The organism is Thermomonas mangrovi (assembly GCF_028201335.1).
GTDB classification, from domain to species: domain Bacteria; phylum Pseudomonadota; class Gammaproteobacteria; order Xanthomonadales; family Xanthomonadaceae; genus Thermomonas; species Thermomonas mangrovi.
Map to the genome: position 1 here is coordinate 540,336 of NZ_JAPEVV010000001.1, position 23,593 is coordinate 563,928.

General features: G+C 69.1%; 21 protein-coding genes. 8 read left to right on the forward strand and 13 right to left on the reverse strand.

The genetic code is table 11. The annotated features are described in order from the left end of the window. Positions 1 to 37: 37 nt before the first annotated feature. Entirely contained in the window at positions 38 to 1,243 is a 1,206-nt protein-coding gene (locus ON759_RS02595; RefSeq protein WP_271678779.1) for an acetyl-CoA C-acyltransferase, read from the forward strand. Between the two features lie 142 nt (positions 1,244 to 1,385). Here ON759_RS02595 and galU read toward each other — a convergent pair whose 3' ends face one another. From galU to cmk, 8 genes are all read right to left on the reverse strand, one after another. Further along, on the reverse strand, positions 1,386 to 2,297 hold the full coding sequence (gene galU, locus ON759_RS02600) for a UTP--glucose-1-phosphate uridylyltransferase GalU (protein ID WP_271679019.1): 912 nt from the start codon (positions 2,295 to 2,297) through the stop codon (positions 1,386 to 1,388). Then, positions 2,297 to 4,204: a polysaccharide biosynthesis protein gene (locus ON759_RS02605; protein WP_271678780.1), complete on the reverse strand. Its 1,908-nt coding sequence runs from the start codon at positions 4,202 to 4,204 to the stop codon at positions 2,297 to 2,299. Before ON759_RS02605 ends, galU begins: the two co-directional genes overlap by 1 nt. Beyond that, on the reverse strand, positions 4,201 to 5,205 hold the full coding sequence (locus ON759_RS02610; RefSeq protein WP_271678781.1) for an MraY family glycosyltransferase: 1,005 nt from the start codon (positions 5,203 to 5,205) through the stop codon (positions 4,201 to 4,203). The genes ON759_RS02605 and ON759_RS02610 overlap by 4 nt, the downstream gene beginning before the upstream one ends. Continuing rightward, a complete protein-coding gene (gene lapB, locus ON759_RS02615; RefSeq protein WP_284698507.1) occupies positions 5,192 to 6,346 on the reverse strand; it encodes a lipopolysaccharide assembly protein LapB in 1,155 nt (384 codons plus the stop codon). The genes ON759_RS02610 and lapB overlap by 14 nt, the downstream gene beginning before the upstream one ends. 25 nt (positions 6,347 to 6,371) lie before the next feature. Next, positions 6,372 to 6,629 carry a lipopolysaccharide assembly protein LapA domain-containing protein gene (locus ON759_RS02620; protein WP_271678783.1) on the reverse strand — a complete coding sequence of 86 codons (258 nt, stop codon included), beginning with the start codon at positions 6,627 to 6,629 and terminating at the stop codon, positions 6,372 to 6,374. A 49-nt stretch (positions 6,630 to 6,678) separates the two neighbouring features. After that, positions 6,679 to 7,041 (reverse strand): integration host factor subunit beta, encoded by a 363-nt coding sequence (locus ON759_RS02625; protein WP_271678784.1) that lies wholly within the window; start codon positions 7,039 to 7,041, stop codon positions 6,679 to 6,681. Between the two features lie 25 nt (positions 7,042 to 7,066). Then, positions 7,067 to 8,764, reverse strand: a complete 1,698-nt coding sequence (rpsA, locus tag ON759_RS02630; protein WP_271678785.1) for a 30S ribosomal protein S1 — start codon at positions 8,762 to 8,764, stop codon at positions 7,067 to 7,069. A gap of 165 nt (positions 8,765 to 8,929) precedes the next feature. After that, positions 8,930 to 9,610, reverse strand: coding sequence for a (d)CMP kinase (cmk, locus tag ON759_RS02635; protein WP_271678786.1), 681 nt, complete (start codon positions 9,608 to 9,610; stop codon positions 8,930 to 8,932). A 146-nt stretch (positions 9,611 to 9,756) separates the two neighbouring features. Between cmk and ykgO the strand changes: the two genes are divergently transcribed. The 6 genes from ykgO to ON759_RS02665 all read left to right on the forward strand — a co-directional run bounded on the left by ykgO (position 9,757) and on the right by ON759_RS02665 (position 14,067). After that, a complete protein-coding gene (ykgO, locus tag ON759_RS02640; protein WP_010342887.1) occupies positions 9,757 to 9,882 on the forward strand; it encodes a type B 50S ribosomal protein L36 in 126 nt (41 codons plus the stop codon). Positions 9,883 to 10,010: 128 nt separating this feature from the next. Further along, on the forward strand, positions 10,011 to 10,361 hold the full coding sequence (locus ON759_RS02645) for a hypothetical protein (protein ID WP_271678787.1): 351 nt from the start codon (positions 10,011 to 10,013) through the stop codon (positions 10,359 to 10,361). A gap of 4 nt (positions 10,362 to 10,365) precedes the next feature. Then, positions 10,366 to 11,397 (forward strand): agmatine deiminase family protein, encoded by a 1,032-nt coding sequence (locus tag ON759_RS02650; protein ID WP_271678788.1) that lies wholly within the window; start codon positions 10,366 to 10,368, stop codon positions 11,395 to 11,397. Between the two features lie 45 nt (positions 11,398 to 11,442). Further along, positions 11,443 to 12,327 carry a carbon-nitrogen hydrolase gene (locus ON759_RS02655; protein ID WP_271678789.1) on the forward strand — a complete coding sequence of 295 codons (885 nt, stop codon included), beginning with the start codon at positions 11,443 to 11,445 and terminating at the stop codon, positions 12,325 to 12,327. Continuing rightward, positions 12,324 to 12,866 (forward strand): GNAT family N-acetyltransferase, encoded by a 543-nt coding sequence (locus ON759_RS02660; RefSeq protein ID WP_425608437.1) that lies wholly within the window; start codon positions 12,324 to 12,326, stop codon positions 12,864 to 12,866. Before ON759_RS02655 ends, ON759_RS02660 begins: the two co-directional genes overlap by 4 nt. Next, positions 12,859 to 14,067, forward strand: coding sequence for a TraB/GumN family protein (locus tag ON759_RS02665; protein ID WP_271678791.1), 1,209 nt, complete (start codon positions 12,859 to 12,861; stop codon positions 14,065 to 14,067). The genes ON759_RS02660 and ON759_RS02665 overlap by 8 nt, the downstream gene beginning before the upstream one ends. A 2-nt stretch (positions 14,068 to 14,069) precedes the next feature. On the opposite strand, the gene ON759_RS02670 is transcribed toward ON759_RS02665, so the two are convergent. Genes ON759_RS02670 through ON759_RS02690 form a run of 5 tightly spaced genes read right to left on the reverse strand, consistent with a single transcriptional unit; the run spans position 14,070 to position 22,933 of the window. Next, complete coding sequence (locus tag ON759_RS02670) at positions 14,070 to 14,504, reverse strand: DUF6326 family protein (protein ID WP_271678792.1); 435 nt, start codon at positions 14,502 to 14,504, stop codon at positions 14,070 to 14,072. 12 nt (positions 14,505 to 14,516) lie between these two features. Beyond that, complete coding sequence (locus tag ON759_RS02675) at positions 14,517 to 15,221, reverse strand: DUF4386 domain-containing protein (RefSeq protein WP_271678793.1); 705 nt, start codon at positions 15,219 to 15,221, stop codon at positions 14,517 to 14,519. After that, a complete protein-coding gene (locus tag ON759_RS02680) occupies positions 15,218 to 18,298 on the reverse strand; it encodes an efflux RND transporter permease subunit (protein ID WP_271678794.1) in 3,081 nt (1,026 codons plus the stop codon). The genes ON759_RS02675 and ON759_RS02680 overlap by 4 nt, the downstream gene beginning before the upstream one ends. Before the next feature lie 7 nt (positions 18,299 to 18,305). After that, on the reverse strand, positions 18,306 to 21,788 hold the full coding sequence (locus ON759_RS02685) for an efflux RND transporter permease subunit (protein WP_271678795.1): 3,483 nt from the start codon (positions 21,786 to 21,788) through the stop codon (positions 18,306 to 18,308). Then, positions 21,785 to 22,933 carry an efflux RND transporter periplasmic adaptor subunit gene (locus ON759_RS02690; RefSeq protein ID WP_271678796.1) on the reverse strand — a complete coding sequence of 383 codons (1,149 nt, stop codon included), beginning with the start codon at positions 22,931 to 22,933 and terminating at the stop codon, positions 21,785 to 21,787. The genes ON759_RS02685 and ON759_RS02690 overlap by 4 nt, the downstream gene beginning before the upstream one ends. A gap of 228 nt (positions 22,934 to 23,161) precedes the next feature. Between ON759_RS02690 and ON759_RS02695 the strand changes: the two genes are divergently transcribed. After that, entirely contained in the window at positions 23,162 to 23,593 is a 432-nt protein-coding gene (locus ON759_RS02695; RefSeq protein ID WP_271678797.1) for a c-type cytochrome, read from the forward strand.

Genomic DNA, 23,593 nt, shown 5'->3' on the forward strand with positions numbered 1-23,593 from the left:
CCCGTGCCGCCGACACCCCAGACATCGGAGTCCATCCATGAGCAAGCAGATCCAGGACGCCTACATCGTCGCCGCCACCCGGACCCCGGTCGGCAAGGCCCCGAAGGGCGTATTCCGCAACACCCGTCCCGACGACATGCTGGCGCACGTGCTGAAGGCCGTCGTCGCGCAGGCGCCGGGCATCGACGTCGGCCGCATCGACGACGCGATCATCGGCTGCGCCATGCCCGAGGGCGAGCAAGGCATGAACGTGGCGCGCATCGGCGTGCTCCTGGCCGGTCTGCCGGACACCATCGCCGCGCAGACCATCAACCGCTTCTGCTCGTCCGGCCTGCAGGCCGTGGCGCTGGCGGCCGACCAGATCCGCCTGGGCAACGGCGACCTCATGCTGGCTGGCGGCACCGAGTCGATGTCGATGGTGCCGATGATGGGCAACAAGGTCGCGTTGTCGCCATCGGTGTTCCGCGACGACCACGTGGCCATCGCCTACGGCATGGGCATCACCGCCGAGAAGGTGGCCGAGGAGTGGAAGGTGTCGCGTGAGGCGCAGGACGCCTTCGCCCTCGCCTCGCACCAGAAGGCGCTGGCGGCGCAGGCCGCGGGCGAGTTCCGCGACGAGATCACGCCGTACGAGGTCGTCGCCCGCCTGCCTGACCTCGCCGGCAAAGCCATCCGCCTGAAGCAGCTGCTGGTCGAGCACGACGAAGGCCCGCGCGCCGACACCTCGGCCGAGGGCCTCGGCAAGCTGCGCCCGGTGTTCCGCAACGGCCAGTTCGGCGGCACCGTGACCGCGGGCAACTCGTCGCAGATGAGCGACGGCGCCGGCGCGGTGCTGCTGGCCTCCGAGCAGGCGATCAAGGACTACGGCCTGACCCCGCTGGCCCGCTTCGTCAGCTTCAGCGTGGCCGGCGTGCGCCCGGAAGTGATGGGCATCGGCCCGATCGCCGCGATCCCCAAGGCGCTGCGGCAGGCCGGGCTGACCAAGGACCAGCTGGACTGGATCGAGCTCAACGAGGCGTTCGCCGCGCAGGCCCTCGCGGTGATCGGCGACAGCGAACTGGATCCCGCCAAGGTCAACCCACTGGGTGGGGCGATCGCGCTGGGCCATCCGTTGGGCGCCACCGGCGCCATCCGCACCGCCACCCTGCTGCATGGCCTGCGCCGCCGCCAGCAGAAGTACGGCATGGTGACCATGTGCATCGGCACCGGCATGGGCGCTGCGGGGATCTTCGAATCGCTGTAATCACGCCGCGCATGCGATAGACCGACGTCTGCCTGGACGGGCGATAGCCGCGAAATCGAGGAGGAGGCATCGGCCTTTGGTCGATGCCGGGGGATATTCGCGGCAAGCGTCCGGCCTGACAGACGGAGCGCCTGTCGAAAAATCAGTTCTCGACCACGCCCATTTCGTCCAGCGCATTCTGCATCAGCTTGCGCGCGGCATCGCTGAGCAGCTCGTGGTCAAGTGCATAGCGCACGGTGGCCTCGATCAGCCCCAGGTGGGTACCGCAATCGAAGCGGGTGCCGTGGAAGCGGAACGCATCCACTTGCTCCAATGGCAACAGCTGCGCGATGGCATCGGTCAGCTGGATTTCCCCGCCTGCGCCCTGCTGCGTGGTTTCGAGCAGGTCGAAGATCGCCGGGTTGAGAATATAACGCCCGACCACGGCAAGGTTGCTGGGCGCGTCCGCCGGCTTCGGCTTCTCGACGATCTGGCGGATGCGCCCGGCCTGTCCGTCGAAGCTGTCGGTGGCGACGATGCCGTAGCTGCCGGTTTGCGCGCGCGGCACGTCCTGCACGGCGATGGCGCTGCCGCCGGTCCGTTGCGCGTGGTCCGCCATCTGCTTCAAGGCGCCATCGCCTCGACTCCAGATCAGGTCGTCCGGCAGCAGCACCGCGAAGGGTTCGTTGCCGACCACCGGTTTCGCGCAGAGCACGGCGTGGCCCAGTCCCAGTGCCTCGGCCTGGGTCACGAACACCGCGCGCACGCCCTCCGGCAACACGTTCCGCACCAGCGCGAGCTGTTCGGCCTTGCCGGCGCGTTCCAGCTTCTGCTCGAGCTCGTACGCCTTGTCGAAGTAGTCGGCCACCGCGTGCTTGTAGCGGTTGGTGATGAACACCAGGGTGTCGCAACCCGCCTCGATCGCCTCGTCCACCGCGTACTGGATCAGCGGCTTGTCGACGATGGGCAGCATCTCCTTCGGGACCGTCTTGGTCGCCGGCAGGAAACGGGTCCCCAGGCCCGCGACGGGGAACACGGCGATCCTCACCCTCCGTTTTCCGCCCGATGCACCGATCACTGCTGGCGCGCCTTGCGTGCGGGGAATGCGATGATGGTCGAGGCATGCGGGCCATCGACATCGATGGCCGGATTGAACTCCGGGACGGCGACCCTCAGCGCGGACGCCAGCTGTTCCAGGTCATACGCGCTTGTGGCCTCACGCAGCGCATCCAGTGCCGGATCCACGCGCTCCCCGCTCACGCTGCGCGGCACCGCCTGCAGGATCTTGGGATGCTGGGTGGCGCTGTAACGCTCGTCGCTGTGGAACAGCGTCTCGTGGAGCTTTTCGCCAGGACGCAACCCGGTGTACTCGATGACGATGTCTCGCCCGGGCAGCTTGCCCGCCAGGCGGATCATCTGTTCGGCCAACATGCGGATGGAGACCGGCTCGCCCATGTCGAGGGTATAGACGGCCTGCTGCGCGCCGATCGCCGAGGCCTGCAGGATGAGTTGGCAGGCTTCCGGGATGGTCATGAAGTAGCGGGTGACCTCCGGATCGGTGACGGTGACCGGCCCGCCGCGGCGGATCTGTTCGCGGAACAGCGGAACCACGCTTCCCGCCGAATCGAGGACGTTGCCGAAGCGGACCGTCACGAATCGGGTGGACCGGTGGTCAACGAGCGACTGGCATGCCATTTCCGCGAGGCGCTTGGTCGCCCCCAGCACGTTGACCGGGTCGACCGCCTTGTCGGTGGAAATCAGCACGAAGGTGCCCACCCCGGCATCCCGGCTCGCACGCGCGACCACATCGGTGGCCAGGACGTTGTTGCGCACCGCCTCGCGCAACTGGCGTTGCAGCAGTGGCACCTGCTTGTAGGCAGCGGCGTGGAAAACCGCATCGGGCGCTGCATCGCCGAGCGCATGCCGGATGACCGCAGGATCACCGCAGTCGCCCAGCACCGGGATGCATTCGATGTCGGGGAAATCCCGGCGCAGGTTGGCCTCGATGGTCAACAGCGCCAGTTCGTCGATCTCCAGCAGCACCAGCCGGCGTGCGCCATGCCTGGCGCACTGCCGGCACAGCTCGGACCCGATGGATCCCCCGGCACCCGTGACCAGCACGGAACGTCCACCCAGCCATCCGCGGATCGCCTTCCAATCGGGATTCAGCGGCTGCCGCCCCAGCAAGTCCTCGATCGCGACTTCCTTCAATTGCCCGGGCAGCGAGCTGCCATCCAGCACGTCCGCAAGCCGGGGAACGGTCCGGAACGGCACCCCGCTGTCTTCGCAGATGCCGACGACGCGGCGCATCCCGACCGCATCGAGCGAGGGGATCGCGATGACCAACAGTCGCGCGGCTGTTTCCCGCGCGATCCTGCCGACATCCTCGATCTTGCCGAGGACCGGCAAGCCCTGCAGGCGGGTGCCGCGGAGCGCGACGGCATCATCCAGGAAGCCGACCGGCTCATAGCGCCCGGTACGGCGCAGGTCACGCACCAGCGCCTCGCCCGCCTGACCGGCGCCGAGGATGAGTACCCGTTCCGCGCCATCGTCCTTGCGCGTCGTCCGCTGGTCCTTCCATGCGCGGAAGAGCAACCGCGGCAAGCCCAGCAGCAGGGTCAACACGAAGGGGTACAGCAGCAGCGCCGCGCGCGACACCAGGTCCAGGCGGCTGTAGAAGAACAGGCCGACGACGACCGCGAGCAACCCGAGCAGGCTTGCCTTGAGGATGTTGACAAGGTCCGGCACGCTGGCGAAGCGCCACAAGCCGCGATAAAGGCCCACGCGCCAGAACACCAGCCCCTGCGCCACCATGACGATCAGCACCGTGCTGGAGAAAGGTTCGAGCGGCAGGGGCTGCGGCTGCAGGGCGAAACGCAGGAAGTGCAGGCCCTGCCAGCAGACCCAGACCATGGCCAGGTCATGCAGCGCGACGGTCAGGCGCGGCAGTCCGTACTTCCAGCGATCCTTCCATGTCGTCATGCGCCGATTCCTTCGGTCCTTCCGCCAGCTTCGCGATGCAACACACGCCACGCCAGCACTGCCGCCACTACCCAAGCCAGCAAGGCCGGTAGCGCGCCAGGCAGGCCGTATCCCAACCACCAGAGCATGAACCCGCAAGCGAGCGCCGTCCAGATGGCGTAGGCAAACGCCACGGTTCCGTGGCCCGACCGCCTGCTCCAGCGCTGGTAGGCGTGCTGCACGTGCGCCTGCCACCACCGCTCCCCGCGACGCATGCGCCAGCCCAAGGTGAGCCCGACGTCAACCGACATCGCGAGCACCGGCAGCAGCAGCACGGGCCATTGCGCCCGGCCGGATGCCGACAAGCCGGCTGCCAGCAGCATCGCGACAAGGAAACCCAGCGTGCCGCTGCCTACGTCGCCCAGGAACACCCGTGCGCGCGGCAGGTTCGATGGCAGGAACCCGAGGCAGGCTGCCGCGAGCGACACGCCGACCATCCCTTCCGGTGCCGGAAGCATCGCGGCGAAGGCGACTCCGCACAGCATCGCCTGGCTGGTCGCCAGGCCATCGATGCCATCCATGAAGTTCCAGGCATTGACCAGGAAGACCGCCGCGAGGAAGGCCACGACCGCCACGATCGGGCCTGCGCCGTGCAGCCACCAGCCCGCCGCGAGCAGCGCCGCGGCCACGACATGGACGAGGAGGCGCGGGGTCGCGGGCAGGTCACGATGATCGTCCCACCAGCCAATGCCGGCGACCAACGACAAACCCATCGCCATCGCCAGCCAGGCGGTCGGCGTGTCGTCGGTCGCAGCAAGCAGCAGGAGCGCCGCCAGGCCGGCCGCCGCAATGCCGATGCCGCCGCCACGTGGGGTGGGCACGGCGTGGCTCCGGCGTTCGCTAGGCAGGTCGTGCAGGCCGTGGACCTGCGCATGCCGGATCGCCCACCGGGTGCCCGCCCAGGACACCAGCCAGGCCAGCAGGCCGATCGCGAGCAGCCCCGCCGGCTCAGACCACCGCATAGTTCAGCAGCGGCTTCACCGTGCCCCACTCCTTGCAGCTGGGGCATTGCCAATGGTGGCTGCGCGCGCCGAACCCGCAACGGTTGCAGCGGTAGCTCGGGTTACGCACGAGCAACTGGTCGGTGATGTGCTTGAGGTCGTGCAGGGCCGACGACGCGTCGGCGTCGTCGGCGAGGGTCAGGTCGATCAGCGCCGCCTCGCCGCGCACGGAGGGGCGATCCTTCAGTTGTTGGGCGAGGTACCGCCGGGCCGCGCCCACGCCCTCTTCGGCCTCGACCATGCGCGCGAGCGCGAGTACGGGAGCGATGCCGCGGTAGTGCTCGCACATTTCGGCGAGGAAGGCGCGGGCGCCGCTGCGTTCGCCGACCTGCGCGTAGCTCTCCTGCAGCATCGGCAGGATGTCCGGCAGGTAATCCGGGTCGTGGCGGGCGGCGCGTTCGAACGCGCGGATGGCGGCGGCATGGCGCCCGGCCTCGGCCTCCAGGCGTCCCTCCGCGATGCCGGCGCGCACAGACGTCGGATCGGCGGCATAAGCCCGGGCCAGCGAGGCGCGCGCGGCCTCGGTGTCGCCCGCCGAGCGTTGGCGGGCGGCGAGCTCGCATTCGAACTGTGCGATGAGCTTGCCCATCGGCTCGCCGGTGGCCGCCTCGAAGCGGCTGGCGTTCTCGATCGCCTTCTCCCAGTCGCGCTCGGACTGGTAGATCGCGATCAGGTGGCGCAGCGCCTGCGGCGCGCGCTGGTCAATCCGCGCGAGGTCGGCGAACACCGTCTCCGCGCGATCAAGCAGGCCCGAGCGCATGTAGTCCTCGCCCAGCGCCGACAACGCCTGCACCTTCTGCGCATCGGTCAGCTCGGGTCGCTGCGCCAGCGCCTGGTGCAGCCGGATCGCGCGATCCACCTCGCCGCGGCGGCGGAACAGGTGGCCCAGCGCCACTTGCGTCTCGAAGGTGTCCTTGTCGAGTTCGGCGATGTGCAGGAACAACTCGATGGCCTTGTCCGGCTGCTCGTTGAGCAGGTAGTTCAGGCCGCGGAAATAGGTCGTCGACAGCTTGCTGACCTGGCTGTCGCTGTGGCGCTCGCCGCCGCGCCGGCCGATGATCCAGCCCGCCAACGCCGCCAGCGGCACGAACAGCACCAGCATCCACCACTGGTCGAGTGCTTCCACCTCATGCCTCCTGGCGCGCCGGGGCGGCGCCCGTCGTCTGGTTCCGCAACCGCCGCCGCAGCGGCAACACCACGCCCAGCGCGATCAATGCAGCGCCCAACAGCATGCCCAATGCGAGCAGCACCAGGACCAGCACGCCCAGGCTGGCATCGAGCTGCACCACCCCGAGGTCGAGGCGCACCGGTTGCGTGTTGAGCGCGCCCACCACGCCGCCCAGCAGCAGGAAGGCGATGGCGGCAACGAGTCGGATCAGGCGCATCGGGTCTCCAGGCGGCACCCGCTAGCTTAACGGAGCGATGGCCCCGGTTTCAGTCGTCCGACGGGAGCGGAACCACGTCGGTCACCCGCTCGCGCAATTCCTTGCCGGGCTTGAAATGCGGGACGTGCTTGCCGGGCAACGCGACCGCGTCGCCGGTCTTCGGGTTGCGCCCCGTGCGGGGCGGCCGGAAATGCAGGGAAAAACTGCCGAACCCGCGCACCTCGATGCGGTCGCCCTCGGCCAGGGCGGTGCCCATCATCTGCAGCAGCGACTTCACCGACAGGTCGACGTCGTCGGCCTTCAGGTGCGGCTGCCGCCGGGCGAGCAATTCGATGAGTTCGGATTTCGTCATGTCGCGGTGATCATCCGGCCGTCGGCATGCCGACGATGGCCCGGCGCGTCGCCGGGCCATCGCGGTGGCCTGCAGGCCGACGGGATCAGTCGGCCTTGTTCAGCTGTTCGCGCAGCAGCGCACCCAGCTTGGTGGTGCCGCTGGCGGCGTCGGAAGCGACCTTGTTGTACTCGGCCATGGCTTCGGCGGTTTCCGCCTCGTCCTTGGCCTTGATCGACAGCTGCAGGCTGCGGCCCTTGCGGTCCATGCCCACGAACTTGGCCTCGACTTCCTGGCCGACCTTCAGCACCTGGCTGGCATCGTCCACGCGGTCGTCGGAGATGTCGCGGGCCATCACGTAGCCCTCGACGCCATCGCCCAGGTCGATGGTCGCGCCCTTGGCGTCCACTTCCTTGACGGTGCCGGCGACCTTGGTGCCCTTCGGGTGCGAGGCCATGAACTGGCCCAGCGGATCCTGCTCGAGCTGCTTGACGCCCAGGCTGATGCGCTCGCGCTCCGGGTCCACCGCCAGCACCACCGCCTCGAGCGTGTCGCCCTTCTTGTAGTTGCGGGCGATGTCCTCGCCGGTCGAGTTCCAGCTGATGTCCGACAGGTGGATCAGGCCATCGATGCCGCCGTCCAGGCCGATGAAGATGCCGAAGTCGGTGATCGACTTGATCTGGCCCGACACCTTGTCGCCCTTCTTGTGGATCGCGGCGAAGGTCTCCCACGGGTTGCTGGTGACCTGCTTGATGCCCAGCGAGATGCGGCGACGCTCCTCGTCCACGTCCAGCACCATGACCTGCAGTTCGTCGCCGACCTGCACGATCTTGGCCGGGTTGACGTTCTTGTTGGTCCAGTCCATCTCGGACACGTGCACCAGGCCTTCCACGCCCGGCTCGATCTCGACGAACGCGCCGTAGTCGGTGACGTTGGAGACCTTGCCGAACACGCGGCTGTTGGCCGGGTAGCGGCGGGCGATGTTGTCCCACGGATCCTCGCCCAGCTGCTTCAGGCCCAGCGAGACGCGGTTGCGCTCGCGGTCGTACTTGAGCACGCGGACGTCCAGCTCCTGGCCGACCTCGACCACCTCGGACGGATGGCGAACGCGCTTCCACGCCATGTCGGTGATGTGCAGCAGGCCATCGATGCCGCCGAGGTCGACGAACGCGCCGTAGTCGGTCAGGTTCTTGACCACGCCCTTCAGCACCGCGCCCTCGACCAGCTTCTCGAGCAGCTGCTCGCGCTCTTCCGAATGCTCGCTTTCGACCACCGCGCGGCGGGAGACGACGACGTTGTTGCGCTTGCGGTCGAGCTTGATGAGCTTGAACTCCAGCTCCTTGCCTTCCAGGTACACCGGGTCGCGGACCGGGCGCACATCGACCAGCGAACCCGGCAGGAACGCGCGGACGTCCTTGATGTCGACGGTGAAGCCGCCCTTCACCTTGCCGCTGATGCGGCCGACGATGGTCTCGTTCTTCTCGAGCGCTTCCTCGAGCTCGTCCCACACCATGGCGCGCTTGGCCTTCTCGCGCGACAGCACGGTCTCCCCAAAGCCGTTCTCGAGCGAGTCGAGGGCGACCTTGACCTCGTCGCCGATGCCGACGTCGATCTCGCCGGCGTCGTTGCGGAACTGCTCGATCGGCACGATGCCTTCGGACTTCAGGCCGGCGTTGATCACCACGACGTCGTTGCGGACGTCGACCACGATGCCCTTGACGATCGCGCCGGGCTTGAGCTTGGCGAGGTTGGCCTGGCTCTGTTCGAACAGTTCGGCGAAGGATTCGGTAGCTACGGAATTCATGAAAAATCTCGGGTGGATACACAGGCCTCCCGCACTGACGGGGCGGCCCACCTTGGGTTGGTTGGCGTTCGCGCAGGACGCGCTTGGCCATGTGTGGATGGATGGAGGAAGACCGCAGGCACGGGCGTGCCCACGGGACGGAACCTGCGGCGTGAGGCGCGCCGGCTAGCCGGCGGGGCGGGACACGACGTCCAGCACCCGGGCGACCACGTCGTCGATGCCGAGCCCGGTGGTGTCGATGCGGACGGCGTCGTCGGCCGGCCGCAGCGGCGCCACCGCGCGACTGGCATCGCGGGCGTCGCGGGCGAGGATCTCGCGCAGCAGACCGTCGATTGTGACGGAAACCCCTTTGTCTTTCAACTGCTTATAGCGCCTTTCGGCACGCTCCTCAGCGCTCGCGGTCAGGAACACCTTGTGCGCGGCATCGGGGAAGATGACGGTCCCCATGTCGCGGCCGTCGGCCACCAGCCCCGGGGGCTGGCGGAATGCGCGCTGGCGGTCCTTGAGGGCGGCGCGGACCTCGGGGATGGCGGCGATCGCCGACGCCGCCGCGCCGGCGGTCTCGGTGCGCAACTCGTCGGTGGCATCATGGCCATTGACCAGCACCCGCAGGTCGCCCGCCTCGCCCTCGCGGAAGCCGATCGTGGTGTCGAAGGTGCAGCGCACCAAGGCGCCGGCGTCGTCCAGGTCGAGATCGGCCCAGCCTGCGGCGACCCCGACGGCGCGGTACAGGGCGCCGGAATCCAGGTAATGCCAGCCCAGGCGCTGGGCGACGATGCGGCTGATCGTCCCCTTGCCGGAGCCGGATGGGCCATCGATGGTGAGCACGGGCGTCGGGGTGTCCATCCGGCGATTATCGCCGCCCGGGCGCCGACTGGGCAGGACCTTGCCGGCGACCTGCAGGTCATGCGGGCAAGCGCTTGATTCGGCGGGACAAAGCCCGCTAGAATGTCGGGCTTCCCGCTTCATTTCCCATTTGCCGAGGTTCCATCATGAAGGTCCTGTCCTCCCTGAAGTCGGCGAAGGCCCGTCACCGCGACTGCAAGGTGGTTCGCCGTCGTGGCAAGGTCTTCGTGATCTGCAAGTCCAACCCGCGGTTCAAGGCGCGCCAGCGCTGAGCCGTCGGCGAGACGCCGCAAGCGAACGAAAGGCCGCCGCAGGGCGGCCTTTCTCATATGTGACCCATCGCGACCCGTTCACGGGATCGGCATAAAATCCTTTCCAATCCCGCCCACGGAGTGCTGCCATGCGCGCCTTGATCCGTCCTGCCTCGCTCGCCCTGCTGGTCCTGGCCTCGTCCACGGCCATCGGCCAGGAGGCTCGTGTCGTCGAGGGCGACACCCTGCTGATCGAGCGCGTCGGCGAAGAGCCCGCCAACCTGCCCACGCGCGGGATGAGCATGGCCCAGGTCGAGGCGCGCTTTGGCGCCCCGAGCGAGCGCCTTGACCCGCGCGGCGGGCAGAAGCGCCAGTGGCCGACGATCAACCGCTGGAGCTACCCCGCCTTCACCGTCTACTTCGAGCGCAGCAAGGTCATCGACGTGGTGATGGCCAAGGCCAGCCCCGGCGAGATCGGCCCGAAGCCAGCCGCACGCTGACCCGATGACCCAGCAAACCCCGCGCTTCCCCGCCGAATGGGAACCCCAGTCGGCGATCCTGCTGGCCTGGCCGACCAGCGACACCGACTGGGCCGAGCGCCTGGCCGAAGTCGAGGAGACCTACATCGCGCTGGTGCAGGCGATCACCCGTTTCCAGCGGGTGGTGCTGTGCGTCGCCGACGATGACGTCGAGACCTACGCCGAGATGCGGCTGCGCTCCAACCGCGTGGACATGGAGCGCGTGCGCTTCGTCACCGTGCCCTACGACGACACCTGGCTGCGCGATTCCGGCCCGATTACGTTGCGCGCCGGCGACAACTTCGTGCTCAACGATTTCCGGTTCACCGGCTGGGGCGGCAAGTTCGAGGCCAGCGACGATGATCGCCTGGTCGAACGCCTGCAGGCGCAAGGCGTGTTCCACCACGCCGAGCGCCGCGTGCATGACTTCGCGCTGGAAGGTGGCGGCATCGAGACCGATGGCGCCGGCACCCTGCTCACGACTTGGCATTGCCTGTCGCTGCGCCACCCCGGCAAGCGCCGCGAGGAAATCGAGGCGGTCCTGCGTTCGACCCTCGCCCAGGATCGCGTGCTGTGGCTGGAGCACGGCGAGCTGGAGGGCGACGACACCGACGCGCACATCGACACGCTGGCGCGCTTCGCGCCGGGCGACGCGATCGTGTTCCAGGCCTGCGACGACCCCGGCGATGCGCACTATCCGGCCTTGCAGGCGATGGCGACGGAGCTCGCCGCCCTCCGCACCACCGACGGCGCGCCGTACCGCCTGCACCCGCTGCCGTGGCCGAAGCCGATCCTCGACGACGGTCGCCGGCTGGCGGCCAGCTACGCGAACTACCTCGTCATCAACGACGCCGTGCTGATGCCCGCGTATGGCGATGCCCGCGACGCCGAGGCGGCCGCGGTGCTGGCTTCGGCGCACCCGGGTCGCAGCGTGGTGCAGGTGCCCTGCCGTCCGCTGATCTGGCAGAACGGCAGCCTGCACTGCATCACCATGCAACTGCCTGCCGGCCTGGCCTGAGCGAACGGCCGCGCCGCGGCGCACACGAGTGCCTACAATCGCCCGATGAAGAAGACCACGCTCCCCGTCGCCCTGGTGCAGGAACGCAACCACGGCGACGCCGATGCCAACCTGGCGGTGATCGAAGCGCGCGTCGCCGATGCGGCGGCGTCGGGCGCCCGGCTGGTGCTGTTGCAGGAATTGCACAACGGCGCCTACTTCTGCCAGCACGAATCGGTCGACGAGTTCGACCTCGCGGAGCCGATCCCCGGCCCGTCCACCGAACGCCTCGGCCAGCTCGCCCGGCAGCACGGCGTGGTACTGGTCAGCTCCCTGTTCGAGAAGCGCGCAACCGGCCTGTACCACAACACCGCGGTGGTGTTCGAAACCGACGGCCGCATCGCCGGCAAGTACCGCAAGATGCACATCCCGGACGACCCGGGGTTCTACGAGAAGTTCTACTTCACCCCCGGCGACCTCGGTTTCACCCCGATCGACACCAGCGTCGGCCGCCTTGGCGTGCTGGTGTGCTGGGACCAGTGGTACCCGGAGGCCGCGCGCCTGATGGCGCTGGCCGGCGCCGAACTGCTGCTGTACCCGACCGCGATCGGGTGGGATCCGTCCGACGCGCAGGCCGAGAAGACCCGCCAGCGTGATGCCTGGATCCTCAGCCATCGCGGCCATGCGGTCGCCAACGGCCTGCCGGTGCTGAGCTGCAACCGGGTCGGCCACGAAGCCTCCCCGCTCGGCGCCTCCGGCATCGACTTCTGGGGCAACAGCCACGTGCTCGGGCCGCAGGGCGAGTTCGTGGCCGAGGCCGGCACCGACCCAACCGTGCTGCTGGCCGAAGTGGACATGGCGCGTAGCGAGCACGTGCGGCGCATCTGGCCGTTCCTGCGCGACCGCCGCATCGACGCCTACGCCGACCTGACCAAGCGGTACCGCGACTGAGCGAGCGGACGCCGCCGACGTTGCGCGACGCCGTGCCCGGCGACGCCGATGCGATCACCGCGCTCTATGCCGCGGAGGTCGCGGGCGGCGTGAACACCTATGAGCTCGTAGCCCCCGATGCCGCCGAAATGGCGCGGCGCATCGCGGCCGTGCAGGCCGCCGGCTATCCCTGGCTGGTCGCCGAACGCGACGGCCGCCTTGCCGGCTATGCCTACGCCAGCAGCTTCAGGGCGCGCGCCGCCTACCGCAGCACCGTCGAGGATTCGGTGTACGTGGCTGCGGACATGCAGGGCATGGGCCTCGGCACCCGCCTGCTCGCGGCCCTCATCGCCGCCTGCGAGGCGCGCGGCTTCCGGCAGATGGTCGCGGTCATCGGCGACCAAGCCAACCTGGCCTCGCGGCGCCTGCATGCGCGCGCGGGCTTCCATCCCATCGGCACCTTCCCGGGCATCGCCTGGAAGCACGGCCGCTGGCTCGACACCGTGTTCATGCAGCGCCCGCTGGGCGCCGGCACCGCAGGATCCCCCGACCATGACTGACCCGACCCCCGCCCTCGACCACGCGGGCCAACCCGTGATCGAGCTCGAACGCGACGGCGTCCACTACACCCTGCTGGGCACGGCGCATGTCTCGCGCGCCAGCATCGAAGCGGTGCTGGCAGCCATCGACAGCGGCCGTTACGACGCGATCGCGGTGGAACTCGACGAGCAGCGGCACAAGGCGCTCACCCAGCCCGATGCGCTGGCGCAGCTCGACCTGGTCAAGGTCATCCGCGAACGCCGGATCGCGCCGTTCGCCGCGAACCTCGCCCTCGCCGCCTACCAGCGCCGCCTGGCCGAGCAGCTCGACATCGAACCCGGCGCGGAATTGAAGGCCGCCGCCACCGAGGCCGCCGCGCGTGGCCTGCCGCTGCAACTGATCGACCGCGACGTCGGCATCACGTTCCGGCGCATCCTGCTCGGCCTCGGCTGGTGGGACCGGATGAAGCTGGTCGGCGGCCTCGCCGGCGGCTTGTTCGCCAGCGACGAGGTTTCGGCGGACGACATCGAACGCCTGAAGGAAGGCGACATGCTCGAATCCAGCTTCGGCGAGTTCGCGCGCGACACGCCCTCGCTGTACGCGACCCTGATCGACGAGCGCGACCAGTACATGGCGGCGAAGCTGCGCGAGCGCGGCGACGGCGCGCGCCACGTCCTCGCGGTGGTCGGCGCCGGCCACCTCAAGGGCATGGCGCGCTACCTGGCCGACGAAACCCGCCCGCCGGCGACGCTCACCGAGCAACTGGCCCACGTGCCGAAGAAGCGGCGCATCCCGTGGATCACCCTCGTGCTGACCACGCTGATCGTGGCGGGCATCGCCTGGGGCTACCTGCATGGCGGCCGCGAACTCGGCCGCGACCTGCTGCTGCAGTGGGTGTTGTGGACCGGCGGCCTGGCCGGGCTCGGCGCCCTGCTGGCCCGCGGGCACGTCCTGTCGATCCTCGCCGCGGCGATCAGCGCGCCGCTGAAGCCGTTCCGCCCGGGGTTGCCACCCGGCATGTTCAGCGCGCTGGTCGAAGTACACCTGCGCAAGCCCGCCTACCCGGATTTCCTCGCCCTGCGCGACGATGCCCAGACGCTCGGGGGCTGGTACCGCAACCGCGTCTGCCGGGTGGTGCTGGTGTTCCTGCTCAGCAACCTCGGCAGCGCGGCGGGCGTGTGGATCTCGGGCGCGGCGATCGCGCGCAAGCTGATCGGCTGAGCTTATCTTCCCGGGCGCGGCCAGCGCCACGCGAACCACGCGATGAGCCCGCACAGCACGATCTCGATACTGCTGTAGGCGAGGTAGAACCACCATGCGCCGGGCATGGTGATCGCGACGAACGTTGCGTAGAACAGCGACAGCCCGATATTGAGCCAACGCGCGGTGCCCCTCGGCAGCAGCAGCGACAGGGACACCATCAGCCCGGGCACCACCAGCAGCAGCGCCACGACCAGCAGCGAGCCTTGGCTCGCCGGGCCCATCGGCCCGGCGCCGTCCAGCATGCGGTCGAGCTTGCCCGGCTTGTACAGGCCGAAGTAGTCGCCGTAGAGGTAGCAGAAGGTCAGGCTCGCCCACATCGCGGAGAGTTGCAGCCGCCGCGGGATCGGCGGATCCGCGTGCAGGCTGGTGGGCGTCGTGTGCGTGTCGGCTTGCATGCGTGGCTCCCTTCAGGCGACTGACGCTGGCGGGGCCGGCGGATTGCCGGCACGTCCCTGCCCGGCGCCGAACAGCAGCAGCCACATGCAACTGCCGATCTCGCCGAAGGCCGCGGGCATGCGGACGTAGCGCAGCCAGCCCGCGTCCGCGACGAATGGCACCAGCCCACCGAAGACCTGCACGACGTATCCGATCCCACCGAGCAGGAGCAACACGCCCAGCACGCGTGGCAAACGACCGGAACGCAGCACCAACCAGCCGAAGGGCAGCAGCCACAGGCCCCAGAACAGGCTGGCGAGGCGCAAACCATTGCCCGCGCGCTGCTGGGACGTGGCGTAAGCGCTTTCGATCGCCTCGCGGGCACCGCCCACCCCCTGCAACAGCGGGAGGGCCTCCATCCTGTGGCTCAACGCGAAGAGGCCAAGCGGCACGCTGGCCACGGCAAGCGCCACCATCGCCACCGCGGCGCGACGATCCACGTCCGCGAATACGGGATACAGCGCCAACGGCAGCAGCAGGAAGGCCACCTGCATGAGCAGGAACGCGGCAATACCGGCACGGTAGAGGCCGGCGTGCGCGGCGGCCGTCGCCGCACTGTCGCCCAGCTGGCCAGGCACCCAGGCGAGGCAGAACATCCCGCTGAGCACCACCGCGAGATACAGCGCTCCCGCGACCCGCCCATCGCGGCGGAGTTGGCCTTGGGATGGCGTTTTCACGCCGGCTTCCTGCGCATGCGCAAGCCACCCGGGTGGCGCTCGCGCGCACGCTGGACCAGGCGGCCGCTGCCCGCGCGGAGGTCGTCGAGCAGTGCGTAGATGGTCGGCAGGAACAGCAGGCTGACCACCGTGGAGAACGCCAGGCCACCGGCGATGGCGCGGGCCATCGGGTAGTACGGCGGGCCTTCGCCGGCGATCTGCGTGTCCGACAGCGCGATCGGAACCATCGCCAGGATCGCCGTGCCCATCGTCATCATGATCGGGCGCAGGCGTTCGCGGCTGCCCTCCACCAGCGCCTCGGTGCGCGGCATGCCGCGCCGGCGCAGGTTGTTGATGTGCTCGATCATCACGATGCCGTTGTTCACCACCACGCCCATCAGCACCAGGATGCCGATGAAGGCCATGATGTTGAACGAGGTCCCGGTGAGCCAGAACAGCCAGTACACGCCGAACACCGAGAACAGCACGCCGCTCATGATCGCCAGCGGGAACAGCAGCGATTCGAACACCGCCGCCATCACGATGAACATCAGGATCAGCGCGATGCCGACGTTGCGCAGCATCTGCTTGTTCATGTCGATGTTGATGCCGAAGCCGCCGCCCTCGAAGGTATAGGCATAGCCGGGCGGGAAGTCGATCGACTTCAGGGTGTCCTCGATCTCCTTCTGCGCGTCCGGCATGGTCGAGCCGCTGGCCAGGCTCGCCTCGACCTTGAGCGTGGTCTGACGGTTCATGCGCTGGATCGTGGTCGAGGACGCCTTGGTCTCGACGTCGACCATCGCCAGCAGCGGCACCTGCCGGCCATCCGGCGTGCGCACGGTGAACGACTGGAGGTCCTCCGCGCCGTAGTGCTCGGAACCTGCGAAGCGCACGTTCACCGGAACCTCGATCTGGTCGCGGTGGAAATCGCGCAGCGAGGAACCGCGCAACGCCATCCCCACGAAATCCGCCACCTGCTTGGCCGAGAAGCCGTAGGCAGCGGCGCGCTCGCGGTTCACGTGCACCGACAGCTCGCTGTTGGCGTCGCCCATGTCCACCCGCACGTCGCGCAGGTGCTTGCCGCGCGACAGGATCGGGATGATGTCCTCCGCCAGTTCCTTCAGGGTCTGGGTGGAATCGCCGACCAGGCTGAACTGGATGTTCTTCTGTTCGCCGCCCATCCCGCCTTGGCGGCCGATGCCGAGGTTGGCGCGCGCCGACTTCGGCATCTCCTTGCGGATGTCCTCCTCGATCTTCTTGGTCGCTTCGGGGGTATCGACGTCGGCATCGACCTGGGTGAACGCCCATCCCTGCTCGCTGTAGCGGGTGTACACGCGTTCGATGCGGAAGCGCTTGCGGTTCGCCTCCAGGTAGGCCTCGACCTTGGCGACCTCCTTGCCCATCTCCTCCTTGGAATAGGAGCCCTGCCACTGGTAGAAGATCGCGATCTCGCCCGGGTCCTCGCCGTCGCCCTCGTCGCCCTTTGTCAGCTTCATCGGGATGATCGACAGCGCGGTGATCAGCACGATGCCGGCCACGCTCCAGCCGCGGTGCTCCAGCGTCCAGCGAAGCAGGCGCGCATAGCGCACCTGCAGGCGCGAGATGAACGGCGACTTCACCGCCGGCGGCGTTTGCATGCGCGCCGAGAGCATCGGGATCAGGCTGATCGCGACCAGCCACGAGGCCAGCAGCGACACCGAGATGGTGACCGCGAGCTGGGTCAGGTAGATGGTCAGCATGTTCTTCTCGCCGAACATCATCGGCAGGAACACGATGCAGTGGCACAGGGTGCCGGCGGACAGCGCGATCGCCACGTGGCGGGTGCCCACGATCGAAGCCAGGCGCGGCTGCCCGGGGTACTTCTCGCGCTCCTGGTAGATGCTCTCGACCACCACCACCGCGTTGTCGACCAGCATGCCGACCGCGAGCAGCAGGCCCATCATCGACAGCACGTTGAGGGTGATCCCGGCGAAATACATGAAGCCCAGGGTCATGATGAAGCAGATCGGGATGGCGGTGCTGACCATCAGCACCGACGGCCAATGGCGCAGGAAGAACCACAGCACCACGATCGACAGGGCCAGGCCGATCGCGCCGGCCTCGGCGAGCGCCACCAGCGAGCTCACCACCTGCTGGCCCTGGTCGTCGGTGACGTCGATGGCGATGCCGCGCATCGCCGGGTCGTCCTTGAGCGCCTCGATCTCCGCCTGCACCGCGCGCGACAGGTCGACCAGGTTGGCCGCGCGCTCCTTGTAGATGTCCACGCCCACCGCCGGCCGTCCATCGACCTGGCGCACGTAGTTCATGCGCTGCGGCTGCAGGGTGACGTCGGCGATGTCGGCCAGGCGCACGCCGCGCGCCGACACCGGCAGGTCGCGCAATTCCTGCACGTCGTTGAGCTCGCCCTTGGGCTGGATGCGCAGCCGGCGGCCGTCATCGGTGATCTGCCCGGCGGACACCGAGAAGTTCGACGACTGCAGGCGCTGCACCAGTTCGTCCAGGCCGACGCCGTTGGCGGTCAGGCGGTCCGGGTCGATGGCGATCAGGACCTCCTGCACCGGCACGCCCTCGACCTCGACCCGGGCGACGCCCGGCAGGCGCTCGAGCCGCCGCTTGAGGCTGCGCTCGATCAGCTCGCCGCGCGCGGTGAGGTCTTCCTTGCTGGTCAGGCGCAGGCTCACCGCCTCCTGGTCGCCGGTGCTCCAGCGGCGCACGAAGTAGCGGCGGAAGTCGTCTGGCAACTGGTCGCGGATCGCGTCGATGCGTTCGCGCGCCTCCGACGAAGCGATCGCGATGTCGCGCCCCCAGTCGGAGAACTGCACGAACACGCCGCCGCCGTCGGCGCTGGCGTTCGCGTTGATCGACTTGATCCCCGGCATGGTCGCGATCGCTTCCTCGACCGGGCGCACCAGGTTGCGCTCGACCTCCTCCGGCGTGGAGCCCGCGTACGGCAGCTGCACGAAGAAGAACGGCGCGGTCGCTTCCGGCTGCGCCTCGAGCGGCAGCCGGAACGCGGCGATCAGGCCAATCACCACCATCGACACGAACAGCATGACGGTAGTGACGGGCCGGCGGATCGACAGCTCGGTGATGTTCATCGTCGGATCAGGCCTTCGCGCCGTTCAGGGGATCGTGCTCGTGCGAGAGCACTTCGGCGACTGCCTCCGCGTCCTTGCGGGCGCGCCGGCCACGCTCGGCGTAGAACTCGTCGGGCTTGCGATCCAGCAGGTCGTAGACCACCGGGATCACCACCAGGGTCAGCAGGGTCGAGACCACCAGGCCGCCGATCACCGTGATCGCCATCGGCGAGCGCACCTCGGCGCCCTCGCCGAACGCCAGCGCCAGCGGCAGGAAGCCGAACACCGCGGTGAGCGTGGTCATCATGATCGGGCGCAGGCGCGAACGCGCGCCCTCGACCAGGGCCTGGCGCTTGGCCACGCCGGCCTCGCGCAGCTGGTTGACCTTGTCGATCAGGATGATCGCGTTCTTCACCACCAGGCCGACCAGCAGGATCAGGCCGATGAAGACCACCACCGAGGCCGGCGAGCGCGTCAGCAGCAGCGCCGCCACCGCGCCCACCATCGCCAGCGGGATGGTGAACAGGATCACGAACGGGTGCAGCAGCGATTCGAACTGCGAGGCCATCACCAGGTAGACCAGGAAAATCGCCAGCGCGAAGGCGAAGAGCAGCGACCGGATCGACTCGCCCAGCTCCTGGCCCTGGCCGCCGATGCGCATGTCGATGTCGGTGCCCAGCGGGGATTCCGCCACCATCGACTCGACCTCGCGGATCGCGGTGCCGAGGTCGATGTCGCGCAGGTTCGCCGACACGATCGCGACCCGGCGCTGGTCGGCGCGATGGATCTCGCTGGGCCCGCTGGTGGCGACGACCTCGGCCACCGAGGCCAGCTCGACCGGGGCGCCGCGGCCGGGGTTCACGATCAGCCGGCGGATGTCCTCCAGCGAGGCGCGGTCGGCCTCCTGCGCGCGCACCAGCACGTCGATCTTGCGGTCGCGGAAGCTGTAGCGCGTGGCCACGCTGCCGCGCACCTTGTTGACCACGGCGTCGGCAATCTGGCGGGTGGTCAGGCCCAGGGCCGCGGCACGGTCCTGGTCGAAACGGATCTGGATCTCCGGGAAGCCCTGCTCCACGCTCGACTTGACGTCGGCGTAGTGCGGGTTGGTGCGCAGCATCCCGGCCAGCTTGGCGCCGGCGGCGCGGATCGCCTCCAGGTCCTGGCCCTCGACCTCGATCTCCAGCAGCGGCGACAGGCTGAACAGTTCGGGGCGGCTGAAGTCGACCTGCGCGCCCGGCGAGCCCTTCATGGTCTCGCGCAACGCCTCGGTCAGCCTGGCCTCGGCGTCGTTGTCGTCCATCACCACGCTGAGCTTGCCGATGTTCTCGCCGCTCTCGGTGGGGCTGGCGTCGAGCCGCGTGCCGGTGCCGGACACGCCGTACAGCACGCGCACGCCGGCATCCTTGGCGTGCCGGCCCTGCACCTCGCGGACCAGCGCGTCGGTCTGCGCCAGCGGCGTGCCCGGGGGCAGCTTGGCGGTCATCTCGAAGCGGTCCTGCGCGAGCTGCGGGATCAGGTCGGTGCCGAGCAGCGGGATCGCGGCCAGGGTCAGGGCGAAGGCGACGCCCGCTACCAGCAGCACCGGCGCCGGGCGCGCCAGCGCGGCGGGCAGCACCTGCAGGTAGCCACGCTCGGCGCGGGCGTACGGCGCCATCGCCAGGTCGCTGGCCTTGCGCATCACCGGCCCGATGATCGCCGCGATGGCGCGCCACAGCCGCACCACCAGCCAGGCGATCGAGAAGAACACGTAGCGGAACATCGCGCCGATGCCGCGGCCGGCGTAGGCGGCCGGCTTCTGCCAGCGCTTGCCCGGCTCCCAGCGGCCGCGCGGCGCTTCCTCGGGGAAACCCAGCGGCGGGCGGCCCTTGAGCGCGCTGAGCATCGGGATCAGGGTCATCGCCACCACCAGCGACACCGCGATCGCGATCGCCACGGTCAGCGCCTGGTCGCGGAACAACTGGCCGGCGATGCCCTGCACGAACACCAGCGGCAGGAACACCGCGATCGTGGTCAGGGTGGACGCGACCACCGCCATGCTGACTTCGCGCGTGCCCTGGATCGCCGCGTCGAGGATGCCGAGGCCGCGCTCGCGCGCCTTGGCGATGGATTCGAGCACCACGATCGAGTCGTCGACCACCAGGCCGGTGGCCAGCGCGAGGCCGCCCAGCGACATCACGTTGAGCGACAGCCCCAGCTGGCCCATGAAGAAGAAGGTCGCGATGATCGACACCGGCAGCGACAGCGAGATCACGAACGTGCTCCAGCCGTCGCGCAGGAACAGGAAGATGATCAGGATCGACAGCAGGCCGCCGATCACCGCATCCATCTTCACGTCGTGGATGGCGTTGCGGATGAAGACCGACTGGTCCTCGATCGTGGTCAGCTCGATGTCCTTCGGCAGCTGCTCGCGGATCGCCTTGAGCTTGGCTTCCAGCGCGTCCGCGGTGGACACGGTGTTGGCGTCGCCTTCCTTGTAGATCGCCAGCTCGACCGCCTCGCGGCCGTTGAGGCGGATGATCGCCTCGCGCTCCTTGTAGCCCTGGCGCACGTCGGCCACGTCCTTCAGGCGCAGGGCCATGCCGCCCGCGGTCGCGCCGTTGCCGCTGCCCTGCTGCGACAGCGCCGCCATCACCCGCGCGTCGCCGCTGGCGGCGGCCAGGCGCATCGCCTGGTCGGTCGCGCTGTTGGCCGACGAGGATGCCGCGCGCGTGGTCAGCAGCATGTTGCGGATGTCGTCGACGGTCGCGAACTGGTTGACCGTGCGCACCAGGTAGCGCTGCGAGCCTTCCTCGAGGCGGCCGCCGGAGACGTTCACGTTCTCCTGCTGCAGGCGCTGCACCACGCTGTCCAGCGACAGCCCGAACTGCGCCAGCTTGCGCTGGTCGATGTCGACCTGGATCTCGTCCTCGAGGCCACCGCCGACCTTCACCGCGGCCACGCCGTCGACCGGCTCCAGCTTGCGCTTGAGGTCGTCGTCGGCGAACCGGCGCAGCTCCATCAGCTGGCGGATCTCCTCGCTGCCGCTGCCCGCCGCCTTCGGCGACAGCGCCAGCCGCATGATCGGCTGGGTCGAGGGATTGAAGCGCAACAGGACCGGCGGCTTGGCCTCCAGCGGGAACTGCAGCGCCTCCATCTTGTCGCGCACGTCCAGGCTGGCCTGGTCCATGTCGGTGCCCCAGGCGAACTCCAAGACCACGTCGGACTGACCGGTGCGGGAGATCGACTTGAGCTTGCGCAGGCCCTTCACCACGCCCAGCGCCTCTTCCGCGGGCTGCGAGATCAGGGTCTCGATCTCCGACGGCGCCGCGCCGGTGTAGTCCGTGCGCACGGTCAGCGTGGGATAGCTGAGGTCGGGCAACAGGTTGACCTTGAGGCTGCCCAGCGCGATCAGGCCGAACAGCACCAGGGTCAGCGTCATCATCGCGATGGTGACGCGCCGGCGGGTGGCGAACTCGACCAGGCTGAAGCCGCCGGGCGCGACCAGCGGATCGTGTGCGTCGCCGGGGCTCATCGGGTCGCCTGCGCCGTCGCCGCGGGCTTGGCGGCGGCAGCGCCGGCGCCGATCACCTGCACCGCACTGCCCTCGCGCAACGCCGCCTTGCCGGCGACCACCACCGGATCGCCCTCGCGCAGGCCGTCGCGCACTTCGACCCATTCGCCGTCGATGTAACCCAGCTTGAGTTCGGTGCGCACGGCCTTGCCGCCGCGCACGGTGAACACCGCGGGCGCGCTGCCGTCGTCGAGCAGGGCGGTGCGCGGGATCGCAAGCGCATCGGCGCGCTGGTCGTAGTTGATGCGGATGCGCCCGAACATGCCCGGCTGCAGTTCGCCACCGCCGTCGAAGGCGCAGACCACGCGGAACGTGCCGCTGCCGCTGTCGACCACCGGCGAAACGCGGTCGATGCGACCCTCGAAGGTCTTGCCCGGCAGCGCGTCCACCGCCAACTGCACGGCCTGCCCCGCCTTCAGCACCTCGATCTCGCGCTCGGGCGCGTTGAGCGTGGCCTCCAGCCGCGAGTTGTCGACGATGGTGAAGATCGGCGTGTTGATCTGGACGAGGTTGCCCGGCTTGATGTTGCGCGCGGCCACCACCCCCGAGATCGGCGCGGTCACCGCGCCGTAGGAGAGTTCCAGCCGGGCCAGGCGATACGCCGCGCGGGCGTTCTCGAGGTCGTAGCGCAACTGGTCGACGTCGTTGGCGCTGACCATCTGCTGGCCGGCGAGCTGGGTCGCGCGCCGGTAGTTCGCTTCCAGCTTGCGCACCTGGGCCTCGCTTTGGGCGACCTGCAGGGTGGCGCGGTCGCGGTCGATGCGAACCAGCACCTGGCCGGCGCGCACCTGCTGGCCGACGTCGGCAAGCACCGCCAGCGCGATGCCGGACGTCTTGGCGACCACCTGCGCCTCGCCGCGCGCCTCCAACGGCGCGGTGCCCATGTAGCTCGCCGCGATCGAACGGCGCGCCGCGTTGGCAACTTCGACCGGCACGGCTTCCGGGGCCTTCTCAGCCTGTTCCTTGCCGTCCTTGCCGCCCTCGTCCTTGGCGTCGCCGGTCTTCACCTTGCAGGCGGTCATGCCCACGGCAAGGGCGACGGCCAGCAGGGCCAGGGGCAGGATGCGGCCGGGACGGGGGGTGGCGGCCTGCGAAACGTCGTGCATGGGGAGGAGCCTGTTTGGTGTTGTAGTCAAGTATGTCACCTCGGCAATTCCTGAATCCATGCGCCGAAGGTCATGGGTCGCGGGTCATGGTTCGCAATCCGGGCGGCAAACGGATGCACGGAGGGGGCGGCTCGCATCGGATCGGGCTCGGTCTATATACTTGTCGACTTGCGTGTCGCCCCCGTGCGCCGCATGCCATTGGACACCAGACTCCGGACACGCCATCCCATGAAGCGACTGTTGCCGACCGCCGCCAGCCTCGCCCTGGTCCTCGCCGCCTTCGCGGTGACCGCCCAGGACGCCGCCGCCCCCGCGACCGAACCCGCGCCTGCGGCAACGGATGCGACCACCGCCGCCCCGGTTGCGGACGCCCAGGCCGCCGCGGCCCCGGCGGAAGCCGCTGCCGTCACCGGCGACGCCACCCGCGGCAAGGGCCTGACCTACACCTGCCGCGGCTGCCACGGGATCGAGGGCTACAAGAACGCGTACCCGAGCTACAAGGTGCCGAAGATCGGCGGCCAGTCCCAGGCCTACCTCAATGCGGCGTTGACCGAGTACCGCAACGGCAACCGCAAGCACCCGACCATGCAGGCGCAGGCGCAGAGCTTCTCCGAACAGGACATCGCCGACATCGCCGCCTACCTGTCCAGCCTCAAGTGA

Coding starts and splice junctions, on each gene's coding strand:
- ON759_RS02610 (WP_271678781.1), bottom strand. CDS start 5,205: ATGCGGTGGTCTGAGCCGGCGGGGCTGCTCGCGATCGGCCTGCTGGCC.
- ON759_RS02690 (WP_271678796.1), bottom strand. CDS start 22,933: ATGCACGACGTTTCGCAGGCCGCCACCCCCCGTCCCGGCCGCATCCTG.
- ON759_RS02605 (WP_271678780.1), bottom strand. CDS start 4,204: ATGACGACATGGAAGGATCGCTGGAAGTACGGACTGCCGCGCCTGACC.
- ON759_RS02595 (WP_271678779.1), top strand. CDS start 38: ATGAGCAAGCAGATCCAGGACGCCTACATCGTCGCCGCCACCCGGACC.
- ykgO (WP_010342887.1), top strand. CDS start 9,757: ATGAAGGTCCTGTCCTCCCTGAAGTCGGCGAAGGCCCGTCACCGCGAC.
- ON759_RS02670 (WP_271678792.1), bottom strand. CDS start 14,504: ATGCAAGCCGACACGCACACGACGCCCACCAGCCTGCACGCGGATCCG.
- ON759_RS02685 (WP_271678795.1), bottom strand. CDS start 21,788: ATGAGCCCCGGCGACGCACACGATCCGCTGGTCGCGCCCGGCGGCTTC.
- ON759_RS02695 (WP_271678797.1), top strand. CDS start 23,162: ATGAAGCGACTGTTGCCGACCGCCGCCAGCCTCGCCCTGGTCCTCGCC.
- rpsA (WP_271678785.1), bottom strand. CDS start 8,764: ATGAATTCCGTAGCTACCGAATCCTTCGCCGAACTGTTCGAACAGAGC.
- ON759_RS02680 (WP_271678794.1), bottom strand. CDS start 18,298: ATGAACATCACCGAGCTGTCGATCCGCCGGCCCGTCACTACCGTCATG.
- ON759_RS02620 (WP_271678783.1), bottom strand. CDS start 6,629: ATGCGCCTGATCCGACTCGTTGCCGCCATCGCCTTCCTGCTGCTGGGC.
- ON759_RS02645 (WP_271678787.1), top strand. CDS start 10,011: ATGCGCGCCTTGATCCGTCCTGCCTCGCTCGCCCTGCTGGTCCTGGCC.
- ON759_RS02650 (WP_271678788.1), top strand. CDS start 10,366: ATGACCCAGCAAACCCCGCGCTTCCCCGCCGAATGGGAACCCCAGTCG.
- lapB (WP_284698507.1), bottom strand. CDS start 6,346: ATGCTGGTGCTGTTCGTGCCGCTGGCGGCGTTGGCGGGCTGGATCATC.
- ON759_RS02625 (WP_271678784.1), bottom strand. CDS start 7,041: ATGGCCCGGCGACGCGCCGGGCCATCGTCGGCATGCCGACGGCCGGAT.
- cmk (WP_271678786.1), bottom strand. CDS start 9,610: ATGGACACCCCGACGCCCGTGCTCACCATCGATGGCCCATCCGGCTCC.
- ON759_RS02665 (WP_271678791.1), top strand. CDS start 12,859: ATGACTGACCCGACCCCCGCCCTCGACCACGCGGGCCAACCCGTGATC.
- ON759_RS02655 (WP_271678789.1), top strand. CDS start 11,443: ATGAAGAAGACCACGCTCCCCGTCGCCCTGGTGCAGGAACGCAACCAC.